21 protein-coding genes and 1 rRNA gene are annotated in these 21,096 nt (G+C 70.4%); 14 read left to right on the top strand and 8 right to left on the bottom strand.

The features are described 5' to 3' along the window. Positions 1 to 4 precede the first annotated feature (4 nt). A complete protein-coding gene (locus ACZ6TU_RS37275; RefSeq protein ID WP_059418711.1) occupies positions 5 to 625 on the bottom strand; it encodes a DUF47 domain-containing protein in 621 nt (206 codons plus the stop codon). Positions 626 to 864: 239 nt separating this feature from the next. Between ACZ6TU_RS37275 and ACZ6TU_RS37270 the strand changes: the two genes are divergently transcribed. Further along, on the top strand, positions 865 to 1,251 hold the full coding sequence (locus ACZ6TU_RS37270; RefSeq protein ID WP_467681389.1) for a metal-sensitive transcriptional regulator: 387 nt from the start codon (positions 865 to 867) through the stop codon (positions 1,249 to 1,251). A 24-nt stretch (positions 1,252 to 1,275) separates the two neighbouring features. Here the strand turns inward: ACZ6TU_RS37270 and ACZ6TU_RS37265 are convergent, their stop codons facing one another. Together ACZ6TU_RS37265 and ACZ6TU_RS37260 are read right to left on the bottom strand one after the other, a co-directional pair. Further along, a complete protein-coding gene (locus ACZ6TU_RS37265) occupies positions 1,276 to 1,446 on the bottom strand; it encodes a hypothetical protein (protein ID WP_469553297.1) in 171 nt (56 codons plus the stop codon). Positions 1,447 to 1,537: 91 nt separating this feature from the next. Continuing rightward, positions 1,538 to 2,389: an SCO4651 family lipoprotein gene (locus ACZ6TU_RS37260; protein WP_467681385.1), complete on the bottom strand. Its 852-nt coding sequence runs from the start codon at positions 2,387 to 2,389 to the stop codon at positions 1,538 to 1,540. Between the two features lie 138 nt (positions 2,390 to 2,527). On the opposite strand from ACZ6TU_RS37260, the gene ACZ6TU_RS37255 reads away from it, so the two are divergent. Both ACZ6TU_RS37255 and ACZ6TU_RS37250 read left to right on the top strand, forming a co-directional pair. After that, complete coding sequence (locus ACZ6TU_RS37255; RefSeq protein WP_467681383.1) at positions 2,528 to 2,698, top strand: hypothetical protein; 171 nt, start codon at positions 2,528 to 2,530, stop codon at positions 2,696 to 2,698. A gap of 85 nt (positions 2,699 to 2,783) precedes the next feature. Next, the gene (locus ACZ6TU_RS37250; protein WP_467681381.1) at positions 2,784 to 4,334 is read left to right on the top strand and encodes an FAD-binding oxidoreductase; all 1,551 of its coding nucleotides are present in this window, start codon (positions 2,784 to 2,786) and stop codon (positions 4,332 to 4,334) included. Between the two features lie 171 nt (positions 4,335 to 4,505). Here ACZ6TU_RS37250 and ACZ6TU_RS37245 read toward each other — a convergent pair whose 3' ends face one another. The 3 genes from ACZ6TU_RS37245 to ACZ6TU_RS37235 all read right to left on the bottom strand — a co-directional run bounded on the left by ACZ6TU_RS37245 (position 4,506) and on the right by ACZ6TU_RS37235 (position 7,362). Then, on the bottom strand, positions 4,506 to 5,222 hold the full coding sequence (locus ACZ6TU_RS37245) for a phosphatase PAP2 family protein (protein WP_467681379.1): 717 nt from the start codon (positions 5,220 to 5,222) through the stop codon (positions 4,506 to 4,508). A 245-nt stretch (positions 5,223 to 5,467) separates the two neighbouring features. After that, a complete protein-coding gene (locus ACZ6TU_RS37240; protein ID WP_467681377.1) occupies positions 5,468 to 6,475 on the bottom strand; it encodes a C40 family peptidase in 1,008 nt (335 codons plus the stop codon). A gap of 149 nt (positions 6,476 to 6,624) precedes the next feature. Further along, on the bottom strand, positions 6,625 to 7,362 hold the full coding sequence (locus tag ACZ6TU_RS37235; protein WP_467681375.1) for a trypsin-like serine peptidase: 738 nt from the start codon (positions 7,360 to 7,362) through the stop codon (positions 6,625 to 6,627). A 290-nt stretch (positions 7,363 to 7,652) separates the two neighbouring features. Between ACZ6TU_RS37235 and ACZ6TU_RS37230 the strand changes: the two genes are divergently transcribed. The 7 genes from ACZ6TU_RS37230 to ACZ6TU_RS37200 all read left to right on the top strand — a co-directional run bounded on the left by ACZ6TU_RS37230 (position 7,653) and on the right by ACZ6TU_RS37200 (position 16,674). Then, positions 7,653 to 8,954: a S53 family peptidase gene (locus ACZ6TU_RS37230; protein WP_467681373.1), complete on the top strand. Its 1,302-nt coding sequence runs from the start codon at positions 7,653 to 7,655 to the stop codon at positions 8,952 to 8,954. Positions 8,955 to 9,432: 478 nt separating this feature from the next. Further along, positions 9,433 to 9,741 carry a hypothetical protein gene (locus tag ACZ6TU_RS37225; RefSeq protein WP_003991275.1) on the top strand — a complete coding sequence of 103 codons (309 nt, stop codon included), beginning with the start codon at positions 9,433 to 9,435 and terminating at the stop codon, positions 9,739 to 9,741. 202 nt (positions 9,742 to 9,943) lie between these two features. Beyond that, positions 9,944 to 10,774 (top strand): DUF8175 domain-containg protein, encoded by an 831-nt coding sequence (locus ACZ6TU_RS37220; protein WP_467681371.1) that lies wholly within the window; start codon positions 9,944 to 9,946, stop codon positions 10,772 to 10,774. Then, on the top strand, positions 10,764 to 12,089 hold the full coding sequence (locus ACZ6TU_RS37215; protein WP_469553236.1) for a hypothetical protein: 1,326 nt from the start codon (positions 10,764 to 10,766) through the stop codon (positions 12,087 to 12,089). Before ACZ6TU_RS37220 ends, ACZ6TU_RS37215 begins: the two co-directional genes overlap by 11 nt. Next, a complete protein-coding gene (locus ACZ6TU_RS37210; RefSeq protein ID WP_469553235.1) occupies positions 12,086 to 13,642 on the top strand; it encodes an SCO6880 family protein in 1,557 nt (518 codons plus the stop codon). Before ACZ6TU_RS37215 ends, ACZ6TU_RS37210 begins: the two co-directional genes overlap by 4 nt. Positions 13,643 to 13,648: 6 nt before the next feature. After that, positions 13,649 to 15,061, top strand: coding sequence for an ATP-binding protein (locus ACZ6TU_RS37205; RefSeq protein WP_467681365.1), 1,413 nt, complete (start codon positions 13,649 to 13,651; stop codon positions 15,059 to 15,061). Positions 15,062 to 15,072: 11 nt separating this feature from the next. Beyond that, complete coding sequence (locus tag ACZ6TU_RS37200; protein ID WP_469553234.1) at positions 15,073 to 16,674, top strand: TraM recognition domain-containing protein; 1,602 nt, start codon at positions 15,073 to 15,075, stop codon at positions 16,672 to 16,674. Here the strand turns inward: ACZ6TU_RS37200 and ACZ6TU_RS37195 are convergent. Beyond that, complete coding sequence (locus ACZ6TU_RS37195; protein ID WP_469553232.1) at positions 16,663 to 17,232, bottom strand: GNAT family N-acetyltransferase; 570 nt, start codon at positions 17,230 to 17,232, stop codon at positions 16,663 to 16,665. The genes ACZ6TU_RS37200 and ACZ6TU_RS37195 overlap by 12 nt on opposite strands. Before the next feature lie 94 nt (positions 17,233 to 17,326). Here ACZ6TU_RS37195 and ACZ6TU_RS37190 point away from each other — a divergent pair, with 94 nt between their 5' ends. Genes ACZ6TU_RS37190 through ACZ6TU_RS37175 form a run of 4 tightly spaced genes read left to right on the top strand, consistent with a single transcriptional unit; the run spans position 17,327 to position 20,963 of the window. Next, positions 17,327 to 18,247 carry an ATP-binding cassette domain-containing protein gene (locus tag ACZ6TU_RS37190; protein WP_469553230.1) on the top strand — a complete coding sequence of 307 codons (921 nt, stop codon included), beginning with the start codon at positions 17,327 to 17,329 and terminating at the stop codon, positions 18,245 to 18,247. Beyond that, a complete protein-coding gene (locus ACZ6TU_RS37185; RefSeq protein ID WP_469553228.1) occupies positions 18,244 to 19,023 on the top strand; it encodes an ABC transporter permease in 780 nt (259 codons plus the stop codon). Before ACZ6TU_RS37190 ends, ACZ6TU_RS37185 begins: the two co-directional genes overlap by 4 nt. Before the next feature lie 24 nt (positions 19,024 to 19,047). Continuing rightward, positions 19,048 to 20,295: a sensor histidine kinase gene (locus ACZ6TU_RS37180; RefSeq protein ID WP_467681542.1), complete on the top strand. Its 1,248-nt coding sequence runs from the start codon at positions 19,048 to 19,050 to the stop codon at positions 20,293 to 20,295. Beyond that, complete coding sequence (locus ACZ6TU_RS37175) at positions 20,292 to 20,963, top strand: response regulator (RefSeq protein WP_469553227.1); 672 nt, start codon at positions 20,292 to 20,294, stop codon at positions 20,961 to 20,963. Before ACZ6TU_RS37180 ends, ACZ6TU_RS37175 begins: the two co-directional genes overlap by 4 nt. Before the next feature lie 47 nt (positions 20,964 to 21,010). Here the strand turns inward: ACZ6TU_RS37175 and rrf are convergent. Further along, positions 21,011 to 21,096, bottom strand: a 5S ribosomal RNA gene (rrf, locus tag ACZ6TU_RS37170); the annotation flags it as partial.

Here is a 21,096-nt window from a genome sequence, read left to right as displayed (position 1 = left end):
GGGCTCAGGACTCCTTGACGGCGATGGTCTCCACCGTGTTCGCCACGTGCTCGAACGCGTCCGCCGCTTCCTCCAGCACGTCCACGATCTGCTTGAGCTTGAGGACCTCCATGGCGTCGTACTTGCCGTTGAAGAGGTGCGCGAGCAGCTTGCGGTGGATCTGGTCGGCCTGGTTCTCCAGCCGGTTGACCTCGATCCAGTACTCGGTGAGGTTCTCCATCGTCCGCAGGTGCGGCATCGCCTCGGCCGTCAGTTCGGCCGCGCGCGCCAGTACCTCGATCTGCTGGTCGACGCCCTTGGGCAGTTCCTCGACGTTGTAGAGGACGACCAGGTCGACGGCCTCCTCCATGAAGTCCATGATGTCGTCGAGGGACGAGGCGAGGGAGTAGATGTCCTCGCGGTCGAACGGCGTGATGAACGAGGAGTTCAGCTGGTGGAAGATCGCGTGCGTGGCGTCGTCACCGGCGTGTTCCGCTGCCCGCATACGCTCTGCGATCTCGGCCCGGGCGGAAGCGTCCGCCCCGAGCAGTTCCATGAGGAGTTTCGAGCCCGTGACGATGTTGTCCGCGGACGCGGCGAACATGTCGTAGAAGCTCGTCTCCCTGGGGGTCAGACGAAAGCGCACGTGGGGTCCTCGGCTTGCTTCGGTTTCGGTCAGGCTGATGCTAGGCGCATCATCCGGCCACTGCTATCGGGCCGCCCACCAGTGTCGCCCATCGGGCACAGTGATGAGCACGGGGGCGGTCCAGGGGCCGGATCAGGCCGTTGCGCAGGGCACCGGCCAAGGGTCGTATACCCAGCAAAGTTCGGTACCATATACCCACCAGGGGTATATGTCGGCTCACAGCCCACCAGGAGGACGCGATGACGGACGTGACCGACGTAACGAACGCCGGGGATGCGGCAGATGTCGCGAGTGTCGCCGACGCCACCGCCGACACGGACCTCGTGACGGAGCACGACCACGGGGTGCACGGGTACCACAAGCAGAAGGACGAACACCTCAAACGCCTGCGCCGGATCGAGGGCCAGATCCGCGGCCTGCAGCGCATGGTCGACGAGGACGTCTACTGCATCGACATACTCACGCAGGTCTCCGCCTCCACCAAGGCCCTTCAGTCCTTCGCCCTCCAGCTGCTGGAGGAGCATCTGCGTCACTGCGTCGCCGACGCGGCCCTCAAGGGCGGTGACGAGATCGACGCGAAGGTCAAGGAGGCGACCCAGGCGATCGCCCGCATGCTGCGGACCTGATCCGGGCCGGGAGGGCCCGGCCGGCTAGCCCCTGGAGGCGTCCCGCTCCTCGGCCACTTTCAGCACCTCGTCGATGCTCTCCAGGCTGAGCCGCTCCTCGTCGGCGGCCGAGGCCGCGATGATCAGCTCTCCGCACAGCTCGATCTCGGCGAGGGCCACGTGGTCCTGTACTGCCGTACCGCCGACCGGAGCCACGTGCATCACCTCATCTCTGCCGTTACCGACTTCCTAGAGTAGGGAGCGGCCTACACACCGCGCATGGCACGGACGGGCTAGTTCGCGCCGGTCACTCCTGGGCGATCTTGCCCGCGTAGATGTCGTCGGTGTCCGGCAGCCGTACGCGCACCGAGGCCCCGAAATCGTAGAGCAACGTGGTCGAGGCGACGGCCACGGGGCTCTTCTGCTGCCCGCCCACGAAGCTGAACCGGTGCCGAACCTTACGGATCCGCCCCTCGTCGTCGAGGTAGACGTCGAACGGCACTTCGGCCGTGGCGAACCCTTTCGCCGCCGCGTTCAGGGACTCCTTGTTGCCGTCGGAGGCCTTCTTCGCGGCGGCACCGAGATCCGCCGTGCCCCGGTAGTGCCGCACCCCGGTGCCCGCGACCTCGGTCCTGCCCACGAACTTCACCGACCGCGTCCCGCGCAGCACCTCGGCCGCCGCGAACGGATCGGTGGCCCCGCCGGTGACGAGGTTCCCGTCGGACAGGGTCCGCGTGTCCACCCGCACCCACTTGTCCGGGGGCACACCGGCGCCCCGGTTCTTCATGAAGAGCGCTCCCGGCGCGAGCAGTTCGGTGATGGGCCGCCGCTCGGTGATCCCCGCGGGATCCTGCGGCAGCAGCACCTTCAGCCGCCCCATCCGCTTCCGGTAGTCGTAGACCCCCGCGCCCCGGATGGTCACCCGGGTCCCGCCGGCGGCCATCTCCATCGACGTACGGGCCTTCGAACTCCCCGCCTCCACCAGCCGGTCCGCGGCCCGGTGCAGCGCGACGACCGCGTCGCCGCCACGGGCATCACCGGCCACCGCGTCACCGCCCGCGCACCCTCCGGCCCCCAGCCCCACCCCGGCCATGACGCCGGCCGCGACGACCGCCGCACCCGTCCGCCTGTGCCGCTGTTCCCGCTGCCGCCCAGTCATCGCCTGCCTACCCCCAGCCGGTACGTCCGTCACGGGCCCCCTTGTTGTTCCGGTTAACGACCGGTAAGTGCCCCCGTCACGCGAGCCCGCAGGAGCCGGCATACGAAGCCTTTCCCCGCGCTGGGTAACGTGGTCGTCGTGGCGCAGCAGGACGGGCTGGAACCTCCCCCCAACCTCCCGGAACACCGCACGACGACAAAGGACAAGGGCCCCTTCTGCATGGCCCACTGCACCTGCGGCTGGCGCGGCCCGGCCAGAAGAGCGAGAAGCCAGGCCCGCACGGACGCGGAGAACCACGTGGCCGGCTGACGCCGTCGTGCCGGGCCGATGGGGTCCCCATGGAACCCCCGCCCCCACCGCCCCGTCTCCCCCGACGGAACCACCGGGAGGCCCCATGGAACGGCGCACATTCCTCGCAGTCGGCACGGCGGGCATCGCCGCGGCCGCGACCCCCCTCACCACCGCCTGCACACATTCAGACACCCGCTCCGGGGCGACGACGACCACCACCTACGCCACCACCACGAAAACCGCCACGGCCGCCAACTGGTCGGCCCTCGCCCGCGACCTCGACGGCCCCCTCATCCGCCCGGGCGACACCGCCTGGCCGACGGCCCGGCAGCTCTACAACACCCGGTTCGACGCCCTCAAGCCCGCCGCGGTCGCGTACGTGGCCCACCCGGACGACATCCGCACGGCCGTGGCCTACGCCCGCGCCCACGCCCTGCGCGTGGCGATCCGCAACGGCGGCCACTCCTACGCCGGCTGGTCCTCCGGCGACGGCCGCCTGATCATCGACGTCTCGAAACTCAACCGGGTCAGGGCCTCCGGCGACACCGCGGTGATCGGCGCCGGCGCCAAACTCATCGACGTCTACCGCGCCCTGGCCGCGAAGGGCGTGACGATCCCCGCCGGCTCCTGCCCCACCGTCGGCGTCTCCGGCCTCACCCTCGGCGGCGGACACGGCGTCGTCTCCCGCGCCTACGGCCTGACCTGCGACAGCCTCACCCAGGCCACCCTGATCACCGCGGACGGCAAGCAGCTCACCGCGGGCGCCCGCGAGCACAAGGACCTCTTCTGGGCCCTGCGCGGCGCCGGCAACGGCAACTTCGGCGTGGTGACGGAACTGCACTTCAAGACCCACCCGGCCCCGCAGGGCGTCTCGGCGTACCTGTCCTGGCCGGGGTCGAAGGCGGCCGCGGTGGTGAAGGCCTGGCAGGAGTGGGGCCCCTCGCAGCCGGACGAGATCTGGTCCTCCCTCCACCTGGCGAACGCCGCCGGCGGCAATCCGACCGTCTCCGTCGCGGCCTTCTCCCTCGGCACCCACGGCGAGCTCCAGAACGCGGTCGACCGCCTCGCCGACCGCGTCGGCGCCCCGGCGAGCAGCGTCTCCCTGCGGCGCCGCTCGTACGAGGAGTCGATGGAGGTGTACGCCGGCTGCTCCTCGTTCCCGACGGACGCCCAGTGCCATCTGCCCGGCTCGACCCCGGGCCGATCCCCGAAGGGCGCGCTGGGCCGCGAGACGTACGCGGCGGCGTCGGACTTCTTCGACCGCTCCCTCTCCGCGGCCGGCATCCGCACGCTGCTGTCCCAGATCAGGTCGGTACGCGGCGGCACGGGCAGCATCGCGCTCACCGCCCTGGGCGGAGCGGTGAACCGTGTCTCCCCGACCTCCACGGCCTTCGTCCACCGCCGCTCCCGCATGCTGGCCCAGTACATCGCCTCCTGGCGCCCGGGCACGACGGGCTCCACGGCCCGCGACTGGCTGGCCTCCGCCCACAAGTCCATGCGCCCGTACGCCTCAGGCGCGGCCTACCAGAACTACACGGACCCGACCCTGACCAACTGGCGCAAGGCGTACTACGGCGACGCGGCAACCCGCCTGAAGAAACTGAAGACCGAGTACGACCCCAGCCGTTTCTTCACGTACCCGCAAGCACTCTGACGGAGCTGCGGGCAGTCGTGCGCTGGGGCGATGGGGTCCCCCCTGCTCGAGCGAAGTCGAGAGCTTGGGGGAGGGTGGGCGCTGGGGGTGCCCCCTGCTCGAAGAGCTTGGGGGAGGCACCCCGCAACGCCGGGCTGCGCAACCCCCCGCCCTCAGCACCAACGCCGAGAACTACGCAGCGAGGTCCCGCTCGGACGCCCCCGCGGCCCGCTCACTCCGAGCCCCAGGAACCACCGCATCCGACCCGTCACCGGCGGCCACGCGCCCGCGGGCCCGCACAAGCCACCCCACCCGAGGCGACCGCTCGATCGCCCGGGTGACCGGCGTCAGCAGCGCCATCGCCAACGGCGACAACAGCAACGCCACAGCCGTCCCCAGCGCGAACCCACCCACGACATCCGTCGGGTAATGCACACCCATGTAGACGCGAATGAACCCGCCGAACACAGCCAGCACCAACGCGACCAGCCCGAACTTCCGGTTCGCGACGAACAGCCCGACCGCCATCGCCATGACGATCGTCGCGTGGTCACTCACGAACGAGTAGTCGCTCTTGCCGCTGACGAGCACCTCGAGCCCCTGATGGTCGAGGAACGGCCGGGGCCGCTCCACGAAACCCCGTATCGGCACGTTGACCAGCACGGCGATGCCCGCCGCGAGCGGCGCCCAGACCAGCGCCGCGACGGAGGACGCCGCGTCCTCCTCGCCCCGGCGCCGAACGGACCACCAGCACCAGACCACGAGCAGGACGATGGCGAGCAACAACCCGTACTCGCCCACGAACTCCATGACCCGGTCGAACCACGGCGGCGCGTCCTTGGCCAGGCCATTGATGTCATAGAGCAGGTCGACGTCGGGGTTCGACCCGGATTCAGCGAGTCCAGCCATGATGCTGCGGCCCCTTCGTCGTCTCTCCCGGCGCACCTGTGTGTGCGCCGCTCCCGCCACCCCCGTGGTTGTAGATCCGCTTCCGCTGCACGCGTGCGTGACACGTGCCGACTCACGTCTGCTCGGCTACGTCACCAGGAACGCATGGTCCCCGCTGATACGTTCCACACTCCACCGAATGATCACCCAGACGTTATCGAAGAGAGACACGTCTTCGCAGCTCAGGGGGTGGGTTCACGCTCGGCTCACACCGTCGTGGGCAGTGCTTTCGCGCCATCTTCGGTCACCCGGGTGGCCCCGAAGTAGTCGGGGGTGTCGATCGGGTCGAACCGGATCACCGCGCCCGTTCGCGGCGCGTCGATCATGTACCCACCTCCGACATAAATGCCGACATGCCGGATGGCACGCGAATTGGTGAGGTCGTCCGAGAAGAACACCAGGTCGCCCGGGAGCAGTTCGTCCCGCTCGGGGTGCGGCCCGGCGTTGTACTGGTCGTTGGCGACGCGCGGCAGCTTGACGCCCACGGTCTCGTACGCGGCCTGGGTCAGTCCCGAGCAGTCGAAGCGTCCGCCCTGCTCAACGGTGCCGGTGCCGCCCCACAGGTAGGGCGTGCCGAGCTTCTTCTGCGCGTACTCGATGGCGCCGGCGGCCTGCTCGGAGGGGTCGACCCGCCCGACGGGTGCCGCGAAGCTCTCGGAGAGTGTCGTGATCGTCTTCACGTAGTTCCGGGTCTCGCTGTACGGCGGCACGCCCCCGTACTTGATCACCGCGTACGCCCCCGCGTTGTACGCGGCCAGCATGTTTTCGGTCTGATTCCCGCCAACCTTCTTCACGTACGACGCGAGTTCGCAGTCGTACGACGCGGCAGAGGGAATCGCGTCCTTCGGGTCCCACACGTCCCGGTCCCCGTCCCCGTCGCCGTCGATGCCGTGCGTGGCCCACGTGCCGGGGATGAACTGCGCTATCCCCTGGGCGGCGGCGTGGCTCTGTGCCTTCGGGTTGAAGCCGCTCTCCTGGTAGAGCTGGGCGGCGAGCAGGGCCGGGCTGATGGCGGGGCAGAGGTTGCCCCACTTCTTCACGAGGTCCGAGTACGCGGCGGGCACCGCCCCCTTGGCCAGCGCTTTCGCCCCACCGCCGACCCCGTTGGCCAGGTTTCCGGCGACGATGTAGACCCCGACGACGAGCAGCATCACGAAGGCCAGGGCGGAGCTGATCGCAACACTCGCCACGATCCATGCCTTACGCACCGTCAACCGCCCCTCGCCGGCCAGGAGTCCGTCGCCTGGTCAGTGTAGAGGCGGCCGCGGTGCGCCGGAATGATCACGGAGCGGAGAGTCGGGGCGGAAAGGGGAACGGCCGAGGGCACCGGGCGGCACGCCGGGGGCAACCGGCGCACGGACCGTCACGGGTCGCCCGCCGCCTCCCGGTACAGCCGCTCCGCAGCCGCGCCGAGGACGACGCTGTAGGACACGTCGGGGGTGGTGCCGCCGTGGTCATGGCCGCCGAGGATCCCCACCACCTGCCCGTCCCCGTTCACCCAGGGGCTTCCGCTGGTGCCACCGGCGAACCCCGGGCACTCGATGCGCTGCTGGGTGGGGCTGTGCGCGGTCGGCTTGTTGGTGCAGCTGATGGGCGTCTCGCGGGAGTCGGGGTACCCGGTGAGGGTCACGGCCGTCGCCCCCGTCGCCGTACCCGTGGCGAACCGGTACCCACCGACGGCGTCCTCGACCCCCTTCCCGCCCTGCGGCGCGACCACGGCGAACGCCACGTCACTGTCCTCCCGCCGCCCCTCGACCCACCCGCGGGGCATGAACCGCCGCTTCACCTTCCACACCCCGTACGGCGCACGGCCGTCCCGATACCCGGGCACGAACACGAGCTCCCCGCGCCCGTCCAGGCAGTGCGCCGCGGTGACGACGAGATTCCGGTACGGCGCCCGCACCACGGACGCGGTACAGAAGTGCCCGCCGGCCGGCCGAGTCGCCCGGTCGGCGGGGACGAGCACCCCTGCCCGCGCGCTCCCCGCGCCCGCCCCCGCGGTGACGGTCACCCCGAAGGGCCCGGCCCCGTCGTCGGCCACCGCGGTGGACGCGGAGGTGAGGGCGACAAGAACCACGGCAATGGAGAGGACGCGCTTCATCGGCGCCACTGTGCCCGGCGAAGGTGAGAAAAACGTGTACCGGCGGCCTCAAGCCCCGCTGACCCGGACCCCTTGGGTCAAGCCGCGCCCATCCCCCGGCCATCGGCCCGTCACCGATCGGTAAGCCCGGCACCCGCTTCGGTAAGGCGGAGGTCAGGATTCCGAGAGCCGTCTTGTTGTCACGTACTCAACAAGGCGATCGTCGTCGCGGGTCGCCGCCCCCGCCGGGAACCGCACCGGCGGAACCCCCACCCGCAGGCCTCTGTCCACCACTGCCAGGAGGCTGTACCTTGCGCACGACACCGCACAACTCCCTCGTCGGCCGCCACAGATGGCGCCGCGTAGGCGCCGCTGTCACCGCCACCGCCGCGCTCCTCCTCACCGGCCTCACCAACGCCGCCCACGCGGAGGCGGCCCGGCCCGCCCCCTCCAAGGTCACCTGGACCCGCTCCTGCGCCCTCCCCCGGCACCAGGGCGAGATGGCCTGCAACGCCCTGCGCGTCACGGGCGGTCTCACCGCCTTCCAGAAGCAGCGGGCCGAGCGCGACGGCATCACCCCGAAGGCCGCCGACGCCTCCACCCCCTCCGGCTACGGCCCCTCCGACCTCCAGGACGCCTACGGCCTGACCTCCGCCGCCGCGAGCAACGGCACCGGCCGGACCATCGCCATCGTCGACGCCTACGACGACCCCAACGCCGAGTCCGACCTCGCCACCTACCGCTCGCACTACGGCCTGCCCGCCTGCACCACCGCGGGCGGCTGCTTCAAGAAGGTCGGCCAGACCGGCTCCACCACCGCCCTCCCCGCCCCCAACAGCGGCTGGGCCGGCGAGATCTCCCTCGACCTCGACATGGCGAGCGCGGTCTGCCCGAACTGCCACATCCTCCTCGTCGAGGCCAAGTCCGCCACCATGGCCAACCTGGGCACCGCCGTCAACGAGGCCGTCAGCCTGGGCGCCGAGTACGTCTCCAACAGCTACGGCGGCGGCGAGTCCTCCTCCGACGCGACGTACGACTCCGCGTACTTCAACCACCCCGGCGTCGCCATCACCGTCAGTGCGGGCGACGCGGGCTACGGCGCCGAGTACCCGGCGGCCTCCACGTACGTGACGGCCGTGGGCGGCACCAGGCTCTCCGCCTCCTCCACCACCCGCGGCTGGACAGAGAGCGTCTGGAAGACCAGCAGCACCGAAGGCACCGGCTCCGGCTGCTCCGCCTACGACGTCAAGCCCGCCTGGCAGACCGACACCGGCTGCGCCAAGCGCGTGATCGCCGACGTCTCCGCCGTCGCCGACCCGGCGACCGGCGTCTCCGTCTACGACACCTACGGCGCCGACGGCCAGGGCTGGGCCACCTACGGCGGCACCAGCGCCTCGGCCCCGATCATCGCGAGCGTCTACGCCCTGGCGGGCACCCCGTCCGGCGGCTCCTACCCGGCGAAGTTCCCCTACGCGAACACCTCCGCCCTGAACGACGTCACCAGCGGCTCCAACGGCACCTGCACCACCAGCTACTTCTGCACCGCCCGAACGGGCTATGACGGCCCGACCGGCTGGGGCACCCCGAACGGAGTCGGCGCCTTCACCGGCTGACCCCTCCACCTCGTGACGGACCGTCACTGAAAGAACGCCGCCTGGGGCCGTGGGGGCCCGAGGCCGGCAGGGGACGAACGGGCCGCGGCTGCGTTGCCGCGGCCCGTTCGCCGCGCCAGGTAGCCTTCACCCGGAGAACACCGGGACGACCGCTCACCCGACCGACCGTCAGAAACGGTCCGGAAAGGTGACGCAGGTCATAAAAGGGCGCAACGACGGAACCACACGACAGGTTTCGCTCAGGCCTCATTGCCCGGCGTGACCTGCCGTGATACACAGAGTGACCATACGATCCTTCGCACACCGTCCGGCACCTCCCTTAGGGTCCAGCGCGGAGCGGTGGCAAGGTATTCGTACGAAACCCGCCAATCAATGACGCCAAGTCGACATACGACAGCGTCATCGTCGGCGAGAATGAGGCCTGACCTCTGCACGACCGCAGAGGGTGCGGAACTACCCAACAGGGGCGGTGACTTACATGCTCTTTGCGGCCGACAAGGGAGACATCAACACCATCATCGGCGGGATCGCTCCGGACTGGGGCCCCTTCGGCAGCCTGGGCAACGAGGCCAAGGTGATGATCGAGGTCGTGATGGCGGTCGCCATTCTCCTCTGCCTCGGCATCGCCATCTGGGGCGCCGCCAAGCAGCGCATCGGTGCCACCGCCCTGCGGGACACCTTCAGCGCGGAGCAGGGCAAGGGCCTCATCATCGCGGGCCTGACGGGCGTGTTCATCATCGGCTCACTCGGCACGCTCTTCACCATCGTGTACGGCATGGCCGTGTAGGCCGGGCCCCACCCGCCCCGGCCGGGCACGCCCGGCTCCCCCCTCCACCCCACCCGCCCGTCGTGCCCACCGGCGAAGGTTGCGTTTCCCTGATGTCGAGTCACCACACCGCGCCCGCGCGGGAACCAGCACGGCTACCGTCGTACGAGGAGTACGACCGGTACGAGGTGTTTCCGCACGACGTCGAGGGGGCGTACGCGGCATGAGTCTCGGTGACGAGCACGAGGCCTCCGGCGGCTACGGCGGCACGGGCCAGACCCGCACCCGCCTGCCCGACACCGGAGCCGACCCCTACGGCACCCCCCGCCGCCCGCGCTCACCGTCCCGCAGCCTGGTCACGGTGGTCGGCGTAGTGGTCCTCCTCATCGCGGCAATCGCCTTCGCGAACCGGGGCGGCGACGATTCCTCCTCTTCGGACGACGCCGGCACCAAACCGGACACAGCAGCGACGGCCCCCTCCGGCCAACGCCCCGTCCAGTCCAAGTCGGCCGCCGGCATCCCATCGGGCTTCGCCCAGGACCGGGAGGGGGCGGAGAGCGCGGCGGCGAACTACGCGGTGGCACTCGGCTCCGCCGAGATGTTCTCCAAGGCCAAGCGGGACGCCATCCTGCAATCGATCACCGCCCCCTCCCGGGTGGCGGACTTCGAGGCCACTCTGGACAGGGCTTACACGCCGGAGTTCAACAAGAATGTGGGCCTGAACGAAGACGGCTCGACACCACGGGGCTACACGTTCGTGTCCCGCACCAGTCCAATCGGCACCAAGGTCACCGAGGCATCCCGCGAGAGCGCAACGGTGGAGGTCTGGTGCAGCGGTCTTCTGGGCCTTGCGGGCGAAAACTCCACCACCCCCGTCACGAACAGCTGGTTCACCATCACCATGAAACTCGAGTGGACCGGCGGTGACTGGAAGATCGTGACCCACTCTCAGAAGGATGGTCCAGCGCCCGTTCCCGGCGACGACAGAGCCTCCAGCGCCGACGAGATGGCAAAGGCAGTCGAGGAGTACGGAGGGTTCTCTTATGCCCGTTAACCATCGCGTACTCAAGCTGACCGGCGCCGTCGCAGCCGTGCAGACCACTGCGGTCCTCTTGGCCACGCGTGCCTTCGCGGCACCCACGCCGTCGCCCACTCCCAGTGACGACCCCTGTGACCTGATCCACGGCCCCGCCAAGGACTACTGCGAACGAGGCGACGGTGCCAACCGATCCGGTGGCACCTCCCGCCTCGACCCCACCTCCACCCTCGACCCCCTCTCCTCCCTCGCCAAGGGCTGTGCCGACGCCGCCTCCTGGACCGTCGGCAAGCTCAGCGAGGCCGTGAAGGAGACGGCGAACGTCGACTTCACCAACCCCAAGTTCCTCCAGCAGTACGCCGTCGTCTTCGCCGCGTCGACGATCCTCACGCTCCTGCTCTGGCTCCTGGCCGTCGCCAAGCGAGCCGTCCGCGGCGTCCCCCTCACCACCGCCCTCTCCGAAGCCATCGGCTTCCTCTGGCTGACCGTGCTGGCCTCCGCCTTCACCCCGCTGATCCTCTACACCGTCGTCTCCGCGACGGACGGCATCACCGAGGTCCTCGCCAAAGCCACCGGCGACCAGACCGACGCCTTCTTCGGCACGTTCTCCGAGGCCCTCAAGAAGGGCGAGGACATCGGCGGCGGCCCGATCATGCTGATCGTCGTCTCCCTGGTCAGCATCCTCGCCGCCGGCGTGCTGTGGCTGGAGCTCGTCATCCGCGCCGCCCTGCTCTACGTCGGCGCCCTCCTCGGCACCGTCGTCTACGCCGGCCTCGTCGACAAGAACCTGTGGGGCCACGTCCGCCGCTGGGCGGGCATCATGATCGCGGTTATCCTCGTGAAACCCGTGATCGTGATCGTCCTCGGCCTCGCCGGCGCGCTCTCCGCAGACGACGGCCCCGACGCCTTCTCCGCCGTCGTCTCCGGCCTCGCCATCATCCTGCTCGCCATCTTCGCCAGCGCGATGATCTACCGCTTCGTCCCCGGCTTCGGCGACGAGATCGCCGGCTCCCGCAACAACCGCCTCATGCAGGGCGCCGAGGGCAAGGCCGCCGCGGTCATCAGCTCCCCGGCCACCCTGGTCGCGCAGGGCATCAAGACCCACAGCTCCCGCGCCGACAACAACGGCGGAGGCAGCCAGTCCTCCGCTCCCCGCCCCAGCAACCCCGCCTCCGGCGGAGTCGCCGCGCACAGCTCGCGCACCTCGAACGGCGGCGGCGGATCTGTCCCCTCCGCCGCACCCGCACCCCGTTCGGGCAGCGCCGTCAACACTCCCCACGCCAGCAACACCCGCAACAGCAGTACCAACCGCACGGGAGGTGAAGGGCGTTGACGACCGAGTCCCACGTGTCCCATCCGGTCACGCCCCGCCGTACGTATCTGATCGGCCGCGCCCGGCCGAACGCGATCATCGGCCGCAACCGCGAGACCGGCGAGATCGCCCTGATCGTCGTGGGCGCGTTCCTCGGCATGATGTGCGGGCTCCTCGTCCCCGTGCTGTCCCTGCGCATCGTGCTGCTCGCCGGGTTCCCGATGCTGGCGCTGGCCGCCGTGTACGTGCCGTACAAGCACCGCACGTTCTACAAGTGGTTCGAGATCAACCGCAGCTACAAGCGGACCCTGAAGCAGGGCACCGCCTACCGCTCCGCCGTCATCGAGGCCGGCACCCGGCTGGACGGACGCGAGGTGGAGATCGGCCCGCCCCCCGGAATCGGCCGCATCACCTGGCTGGCCGCCCCCTTCGGCCCGGACGAGATCGCCGTGCTCCTGCACGCCGACCGCAAGACCGTCACCGCCGCCATCGAGATCGAGGGCCCCGGCGTCGGCCTGCGCGACTCCGAGGACCAGGAGGCCCTCGTCGACCGCTTCGGCACGCTGCTCAAGCACGTGGCCAACGGCGACGGCTTCGTCACCCGCCTCCAGATGCTCGCCCGCACCCTCCCCGCCGACCCCGACGCCCACGCCAAGGACGTCGCCGTCCGCGGGGACGACAAGGCACCGCCGTGGCTCCAGCAGTCGTACGAACAGCTCCAGTCGATGGTGTCCACGAGCAGCGAGCAGCACCGCGCCTACCTCGTCGCCTGCATGCACTACACCCGCGACCTCGCCGCCGAGGCCAACGCCATGGCCCGGGCCGCCCGCGCCCACGGCGGCAAGGTCGACCGGGACGCCGGACTCGCCGTCGTCATGGCCCGCGAGCTCACCGACATCTGCTCGCGCCTCCAGGAAGCCGACATCCGCGTACGGCAGCCGCTCGGCCAGAGCAGACTGTCCTCGCTGATCCACTCCATGTACGACCCGGACCACCCGATCGACCACATCCAGGCGATGACGCAACGCAATGCCTGGCCGGCCGAACTGGACGCCATGGAGCCCACCTACCTCCAGGCCAAGACCCGCGAGTCCAGCACCCGCGCCCCCTGGTGCCACGCCACCGCCTGGGTGAAGGAGTGGCCGATGACCCCCGTCGGCGTCAACTTCCTGGCCCCGCTGCTCGTCCACACCCCGGACGTCATCCGCACGGTCGCCGTCACCATGGACCTCGAACCCACCGAGGTCGCCATCGAGCGCATGCTCACCGAGAAGACCAACGACGAGGCCGAGGCGTCCCGCGCCGCCAAGATGAACCGCACCCTCGACCCGCGCGACGTGGCCGCCAACTCCCGGCTCGACCAGCGCGGCGAAGACCTCGCCAGCGGCGCCGCCGGCGTCAACCTCGTCGGCTACATCACCGTCTCCTCCCGCTCCCCCGACGCCCTCGCCCGCGACAAGCGGACGATCAGGGCCTCGGCCGGAAAGTCGTACCTGAAGCTGGAATGGTGCGACCGCGAGCACCACCGCGCCTTCGTGAACACCCTTCCCTTCGCCACCGGCATTCGGAGGTAGGACCTGATGCGGGACCCGCTGTCCGTCCTCACCGACGCCTTCACGTCCTTCCTCTTCGGGAAGGTCGAGACGACCCGGCTCCCGGTGCGCACGTCCACGGGCCAGGCCCAGGCGGTCTACCTGCCGACCGCCGCCCCTGGCCTCGGCGACTCCGGCGTCATCATCGGCCGCGAGGTGTACTCCGGAAAGGGCTACATCTACGACCCCTTCCAGCTCTACGGCCAGCAGCTCCCCGCCCCCCACTGGCTGGTCCTCGGCGAGTCCGGCAACGGCAAGTCGGCACTGGAGAAGACGTACGTCCTGCGCCAGCTCCGCTTCCGCGACCGCCAGGTCGTCGTCCTGGACGCCCAGGGCGAGGACGGGGTGGGTGAATGGAACCTCGTCGCCCAGGAGCTGGGGATAACTCCCATCCGCCTGGACCCGATGGCGGCCCTCGACCACGGCATCCGGCTCAACCCGCTCGACCCGGCCATCACGACGACCGGCCAGCTCGCGCTGCTCCGGACGATCATCGAGGTCGCCATGGGCCACGGCCTGGACGAACGCTCCGGCTTCGCCCTGAAGGTCGCGCACGCCTACGTCAACGAGACCATCGTCGATCGCCAGCCGGTCCTGTCCGACATCGTCGAGCAACTGCGCCACCCCGAGCCCGAGTCGGCCGTGGCGATGAACGTCGCCATAGACGACGTACGGGCCTGGGGTCTGGACGTGGCACTGGTCCTGGACCGTCTCGTCGACGGTGACCTGCGCGGCATGTTCGACGGCCCCACCACGGTCGGCATCGACCTGGACGCCCCGCTCATCGTCTTCGACCTGTCCCACATCGACCGCAACTCCATCGCCATGCCCATCCTCATGGCGATCGTCGGCGTGTGGCTGGAGCACACCTGGATCCGCCCCGACCGGAAGAAGCGCATCTTCCTGGTCGAGGAGGCCTGGCACATCATCAACAGTCCCTTCGTGGCCCAGCTGTTCCAGCGCCTGCTGAAGTTCGGCCGGCGACTCGGCCTGTCGTTCGTGGCGGTGGTCCACCACCTGTCGGACGTGGTGGACGGCGCGGCCGCGAAGGAAGCGGCGGCGATCCTGAAAATGGCGTCGACGAGAACGATCTACGCCCAGAAGGCGGACGAGGCGAGGGCGACGGGCCGCGTCCTGGGCCTGCCTCGCTGGGCGGTGGAGATCATCCCGACCCTCACCCCCGGCATCGCCGTATGGGACGTCAACGGCAACGTCCAGGTCGTCAAACACCTGGTCACGGAGACCGAACGCCCACTGGTCTTCACCGACCGCGCGATGACCGAGTCCTCAGCGGACCTCGCGGACGACGACGCCCTGCACGCCGCCGAACTGGAGGCGGAGGAACGGGCGGCGGCCTTCGTGGAGCACCACCTGGGCGACTCCGAATCCACGGTGGCGTAGGGGGAGGACGCGTGAGACCGGACGACCGCCGCATCCAGCGCGACACCCAGGGAGGCATCCCCGACGGCCTGCTGGTCGGCATACTGGCGTTCCTCCTCGGCATGACCGTGCTGGTGTGGACGGCCACCGGTCTCGCCGCCCTGTTCGCCCACGGCTCCTGGCCGTCCGGCGTCACCTTCGCCCGCACGCCCCTGGCCATGCGCGGCCTCATCGCCCAGCCCCACGACATCCCCGGCGCCTGGCCCGACACACCCCCAGGCGAACTCTCGGGCTACGGCCTGTTCTGGGGCCTGTTCATCGGCCAGCTGATGATCCTTGTCGTCCTGACGGTGTTCGTGATGGGCACGTTCGCCCGATGGCGGGCGGTCCGGGCGAGGCGCCGGGCGGAGAGGATGGCGGCGGAGGAACGGCCGGCGTCCGCGGGAGGGGCCGCATACGAGGCACCGACACAGCAGGAGGTGCCGGCGCGGGCACAGGGCCCCGCACCCACTCCGGTGCAGCACGACGCACCGACGCGCACACAGGACCCCGTGCCCACGCCGGTGCAGCACGAGGTACCGACGCCCCGCTCCGCCCCCAGCCCCGCACACTCGCTGGAGCCGACGCCAGGCCCCACCGACCTCCCCCATCCGGCGGCGACCATCCCCACCGCCCCGGCTCCTCTGTTCGGCCTGGAACGGGCGGGCAGGTGGGAAAGGATCCTCGTAGCCCCGAGGGAAACCCGCCAGACAACCGCCACCCAGGCGGTACGCGACGCGGAGGGCCCAGCCCTCGTCATCACCTCGAACCCAACCCTCTGGCAGGAAACCAAGGACGCCCGGGCAAAACTGGGCCCCACCCACCTCTACGACCCCACCCACCTCTGCACCACCCCGGCCCGCCTCCACTGGTCCCCCACAGTCGGCTGCGAGGACAAGGAGACGGCAACCGGAAGGGCGACCGCCCTCCTCACCCCCGTCCGCCCCACCGCCAAACTCGACCAGGCCCTCAGCGACACCGCCGAGACACTCCTGCGGAGCTACCTGCACGCCGCCGCCATCGACGGCCGCACCATCCGCCACGTCCACCGCTGGTCCCAGGGCACCCAGATCCAGGACGCCGTACGCATCCTCCGGACCAACCCCAAGGCCGCCCCGGGTTCCGCGGGCGAACTCGAAGGCGCCCTCACCGCCCACCCCGAACGCCGCGACATGGCCCAGCAGCTGACGACCCGTGCCCTCGCGGCCCTCTCCACGGTCAACATCCGAGAGGCGTGCACTCCCAACCGAACTGATGCCCTCGCCCTGGATTCCTTCGTCCATGAAGGGGGCACGCTTTATGTGGTGGGTGAATCCATCGAGGACCCCAGGACGAACCCGGGCGCGATGCCCCTCCTGACGGCCCTCGTCTCCAGCGTGGTCGAGCGCGGCCGGCACATGGCCGAACGGTCATCCTCCGGTCGCCTCGACCCACCATTCACGCTCGTCCTGGACGATGTCGCCGCCGTGGCCCCGCTCCCCCAGCTCCCGGAGCTGCTGGCCACCGGAGCGGACCGGGGCATGCCGACCCTGGCCCTGCTCCGGTCCCGCGAACAGGGCCGCGCCCGCTGGCCGCACGACGAACTACCGGTCTGAGAAGGGCACCCCCGCAGAGCTCCGCTCGAGCACGAACTCCAACTCCCGCTCCCCGGCGTCCCCCAGCGGCACGGTCAGCCCGCTCGGCAGGAACCCCGCCCGGCGATAGAACCGCTGCGCCCGCCCGTTCTCCTCGTGCACGATGAGCCGCACCCGCTCCAGCCCCCGCCCCCACGACCACTCCAGGGCAGCGTCGAACAGCACCTCGGTCAGCCCGCTCCCGCGCTCCTCGGGCCGTACGAACACGCCGACCACGTGCCCCTGCTTCCGCTCCACCGGAAATCCGGCCCAGTCCGTCGTCCCGGGCTCCTCCACGAGCACGGTCAGCGTCCCCACCCACCGCCCGTCCGGCCCCTCGGCGATGATCTGCTGCGCCCGGTCCGCCCCTTCGGCGGCCCCCGCCGTCCGCTCCTGCCAGAAGGAGTCCGGCCTGGCCGCGGCCTCCTCGTACGTCTCCAGGAAGGCGAGGTGCGCCACCGGGTCCCGCAGCGCCGCGAGCCGCAGCTCCTTCGCCGCAGGCCACTCATCAGCACGGACGGACCGGATCACATAGCTCATGCCGGCCACGGTAGTACCCGGGTACGACACCCCTCACCCCGATTACCACCACCGGTCCGACGCCCGCCGCCCCCGCACGCACGAGCATCGAAGCATGCTGACGGCACACAAACTCACCAAACATTACGGCGACCGGACGGTCGTCACGGACCTGTCCTTCACCGTCCGCCCCGGCACCGTCACCGGCTTCCTCGGCCCGAACGGCGCCGGCAAGTCCACGACCATGCGGATGATCCTCGGCCTCGACGCCCCCACCCGCGGCCACGCCACCGTGGGCGGACGCTCCTACGCCGCCCACCCCGCGCCCCTCACGGAGGTCGGCGCCCTGCTGGAGGCCCGCTCGGTCCATCCCGGCCGCACGGCCTACCACCACCTCCGCGCCCTCGCCCACACCCACGGCATCCCCCGGGCACGAGTCGAACAGGTCCTCGCCCTCACCGGCCTGACCGACGTGGCCCACCGCCGCGTCAAGGGCTTCTCCCTCGGCATGGGACAGCGCCTCGGCATCGCCGCCGCCCTCCTCGGCGACCCGGCCACACTCATTCTCGACGAACCGGTCAACGGCCTCGATCCCGAGGGCGTCCTGTGGATCCGCAACCTCCTCAAGTCCCTCGCCGCCGAGGGCCGCACGGTCTTCGTCTCCTCCCACCTGATGAGCGAGATGGCCCTCACGGCCGAGCACCTGGTCATCATCGGCCGCGGCCGCCTCCTCGCCGACACCACCGTCACCGACTTCGTACTCGACTCCGGCGCGGGCACCGTCAAGGTCGTCACCCCGCGCGCCTCCGACCTCGTACGCCTCCTCACCGCACCCGGCGTCGACCTCACCACCGAGACCCCCGGCACCCTCCAGGTCCGCGGCACGGACGCCGAACACATCGGCCGCACGGCAGCGGCCCACGGCATCCCCCTCTACGAACTGACCCCCGGCACCGCCTCCCTGGAGGAGGCCTTCATGGACCTCACCCGCGACGCGGTGGAGTACACGGCGACCCTCGAAGGAGCGGCAGCATGACCACGGCGACCCTCCCCTACCGCGTGACCCCGGCCCGCGTCCTGCGCTCCGAGTGGCACAAGCTCTGGACCCTGCGCTCCACCTGGATCACCCTCATCGCCACCAGCGCCCTCACCGCCGCCATGGGCGCGGGCCTGGGAGCCGCCTACGACGGCACCGGCGAGGGCGGGATGGACACGGTCGTGTTCGTCCTGCTCGGCACCCAGTTCGCCCAGATCAACCTCGGCGTGCTGGGCATCCTCGCCACGGCCGGCGAGTACTCCACAGGCCAGATCCGCGCCACGATGACCGCCGTCCCACGCCGCCTGCCCGTCCTCTGGTCCAAGGCAGCCGTCCTGGCCGCGATCGCCTTTCCCCTCACCCTGCTGACGAACCTCCTCACCTTCCCCCTCGCCCAGTCCTTCCTCTCCGGCACCGACCAGTCGGCCTCCCTCGGCGATCCCGGCGTCCTGCGCGCCCTCGTCGGCAACGCGGCCGGCCTCACCCTGCTCGCCGTCCTCGCTCTCGGCATCGGCGCCCTGGTCCGCTCGGTCCCGATGGCCATCGGCGCCTTCATCGGCCTCCTCATGATCGTCCCGGAGGTCCTGGCCATGCTCCCGTACGAGATCGTCGACGACGCCGTCCGCTACTTCCCCGGCAAGGCCCTGGAGACCCTCACCACCGCCCAGCCCCTGCCCGGATCGGCCTCCCCGGGCGCCGCCCTGCTGGCCATGATCCTGTGGACGACGGCGACCCTCACGACGGCCGCTACGGTCCTACGACGCCGAGACGTCTGACACATGGCCTCGGAAGCCCTCACGATGGACCCCGTGACGGAAGACCGGGCGCCGGAGCCCCTCACCGAGTACGCCCACCGCCTCACCCGCAGGGTGCGCGCCTTCGACCGACGCCACCCCCTGCTGTGGGACCTGCACATCACCGGTTTCTGGGTGACAGCGGCACTGATCGACTACGTCGGTGGCGGCTGGCGCCACAACGCCCACGATCTCGACGTCCCCGGCTGGCTTCTCCTCACTCTGAGCCTCGGCCTCTCGATCCCCCTCCTCTGGCGACGCACCCACCCCCGGACCGTCCTCGCCGCCGTGGCCCTGTTCGCCCTCGTCAACGCCTGGACCGGCACGGCCCTCCAGGCAGCCCTGCTCCAGCTCGCTGTCGTCTACCACATCGCTCTGCGCCGGGCCCTGCGCAACCTGTGGTGGGCGACGGCCTTGGTGATCACCCCGGTCCTGGTGTCGGTCGCCCGCCACGGGGAGGGCACCTGGGACCAGCAGGTCGGCTCCCAGCTGATGTCCTTCACCGTGGCCGTCCTGATCGGCATCACCGTCCGCACCCGCCGCAACTACACCGAGGCCCTGGAAGACCGCGCCCGCCGCCTGGAGACCGAACGCGACCAGCAGGCCCGACTCGCCACCGCCGCCGAACGCGCCCGCATCGCCCGCGAGATGCACGACATCATCGGCCACAACCTCTCCGTCATCACAGGCCTCGCCGACGGCGGAAGATACGCGGCCGCCAAGTCCCCGGAACGCGCCGCCCAGGCCCTCGACGCCATCGCCACCACCAGCCGCCAGGCCCTCACCGAGCTCCGCCGCCTCCTGGACGTCATGCGGGAGGAGGAACAGGACGACCAGGCCGAGCTGACCCCCCAGCCCGGCCTCACCGACCTCGACCAGCTCCTCGACGGCGTCCGCTCCGCAGGCCTCCCCGTCCACACCGTCACCCACGGCAGCCCCACCCTCCCCCCAGGCCCCCAACTCACCGTCTACCGCGTCATCCAGGAAGCCCTCACCAACACCCTCAAACACGCCGGCGCGGGCGCCACCGCGGAGATAGAGCTGTCCTACGAGGACAAGGGAGCCGTGACAGTGACGATCACCGACACAGGCAACGGCAGCCCAACCGACGGCCCGTCCCGAGGCGGTCGTGGACTACCCGGAATGCGCGAGCGAACCGCCCTGTACGGCGGCACACTTGAGGCCGGCCCCCGCCCGCACCCCGAGCAGGGCTGGCGCGTCCGCCTACACCTCCCGGAGGAAACCCCGCAGTGACCACAGTCCTCATCGCCGACGACCAGCCCCTCCAGCGCTTCGGCTCCCGCATGCTCCTGGAGAGCCAGGACGACATGACGGTCGTGGGCGAGGCGGCGAACGGCAGTGAAGCGGTCCGCTTGGCGGCGGAGCTCCACCCCGATGTCGTCCTCATGGACATCCGCATGCCCGGCCTGGACGGCATCGAGGCGACCCGTCGCATCACCTCCGCCGGCGACCGCACCCGCATCCTGATCGTCACCACCTTCGACCTGGACGAATACGCCTATGCCGGCCTCCGCGCAGGCGCCTCGGGCTTCCTCGTCAAGGACGCCCAGCCCGAGGAACTCCTCTCCGGCATCCGCTCGGTGGCCACCGGCGACGCGGTCGTCGCCCCCAGCCTGACCCGCCGCCTCCTCGACGCCTACGTCCACCACCTGCCGACCGACCCGAATGCGGAATCCCCGCCCCAGGAGGACCCGCGCCTTGCTTCCCTCACCGACCGGGAACGGGAAATCCTCACGGTCATCGGCAAGGGCTGGACGAACACGGAGATAGCCATGCGCCTTCACCTGGCCGAGTCGACGGTGAAGACCCACGTGGGCCGCATCCTCGCGAAGACCGGTTCCCGCGACCGCATTCAGGCGGTGATCCTGGCGTACGACACAAAGCTGGTACAGCCGTCATGAAACGCAAAAAGGCCCACACCATAAGGTGTGGGCCTTTTTCAATATTTGTTCGGCGGCGTCCTACTCTCCCACAGGGTCCCCCCTGCAGTACCATCGGCGCTGTAAGGCTTAGCTTCCGGGTTCGGAATGTAAC

It is taken from the genome of Streptomyces sp. NPDC052064, from assembly GCF_055585925.1.
Note: the sequence above shows the minus strand (reverse complement) of the source record. Positions and strands in the feature narration are given on the sequence as shown.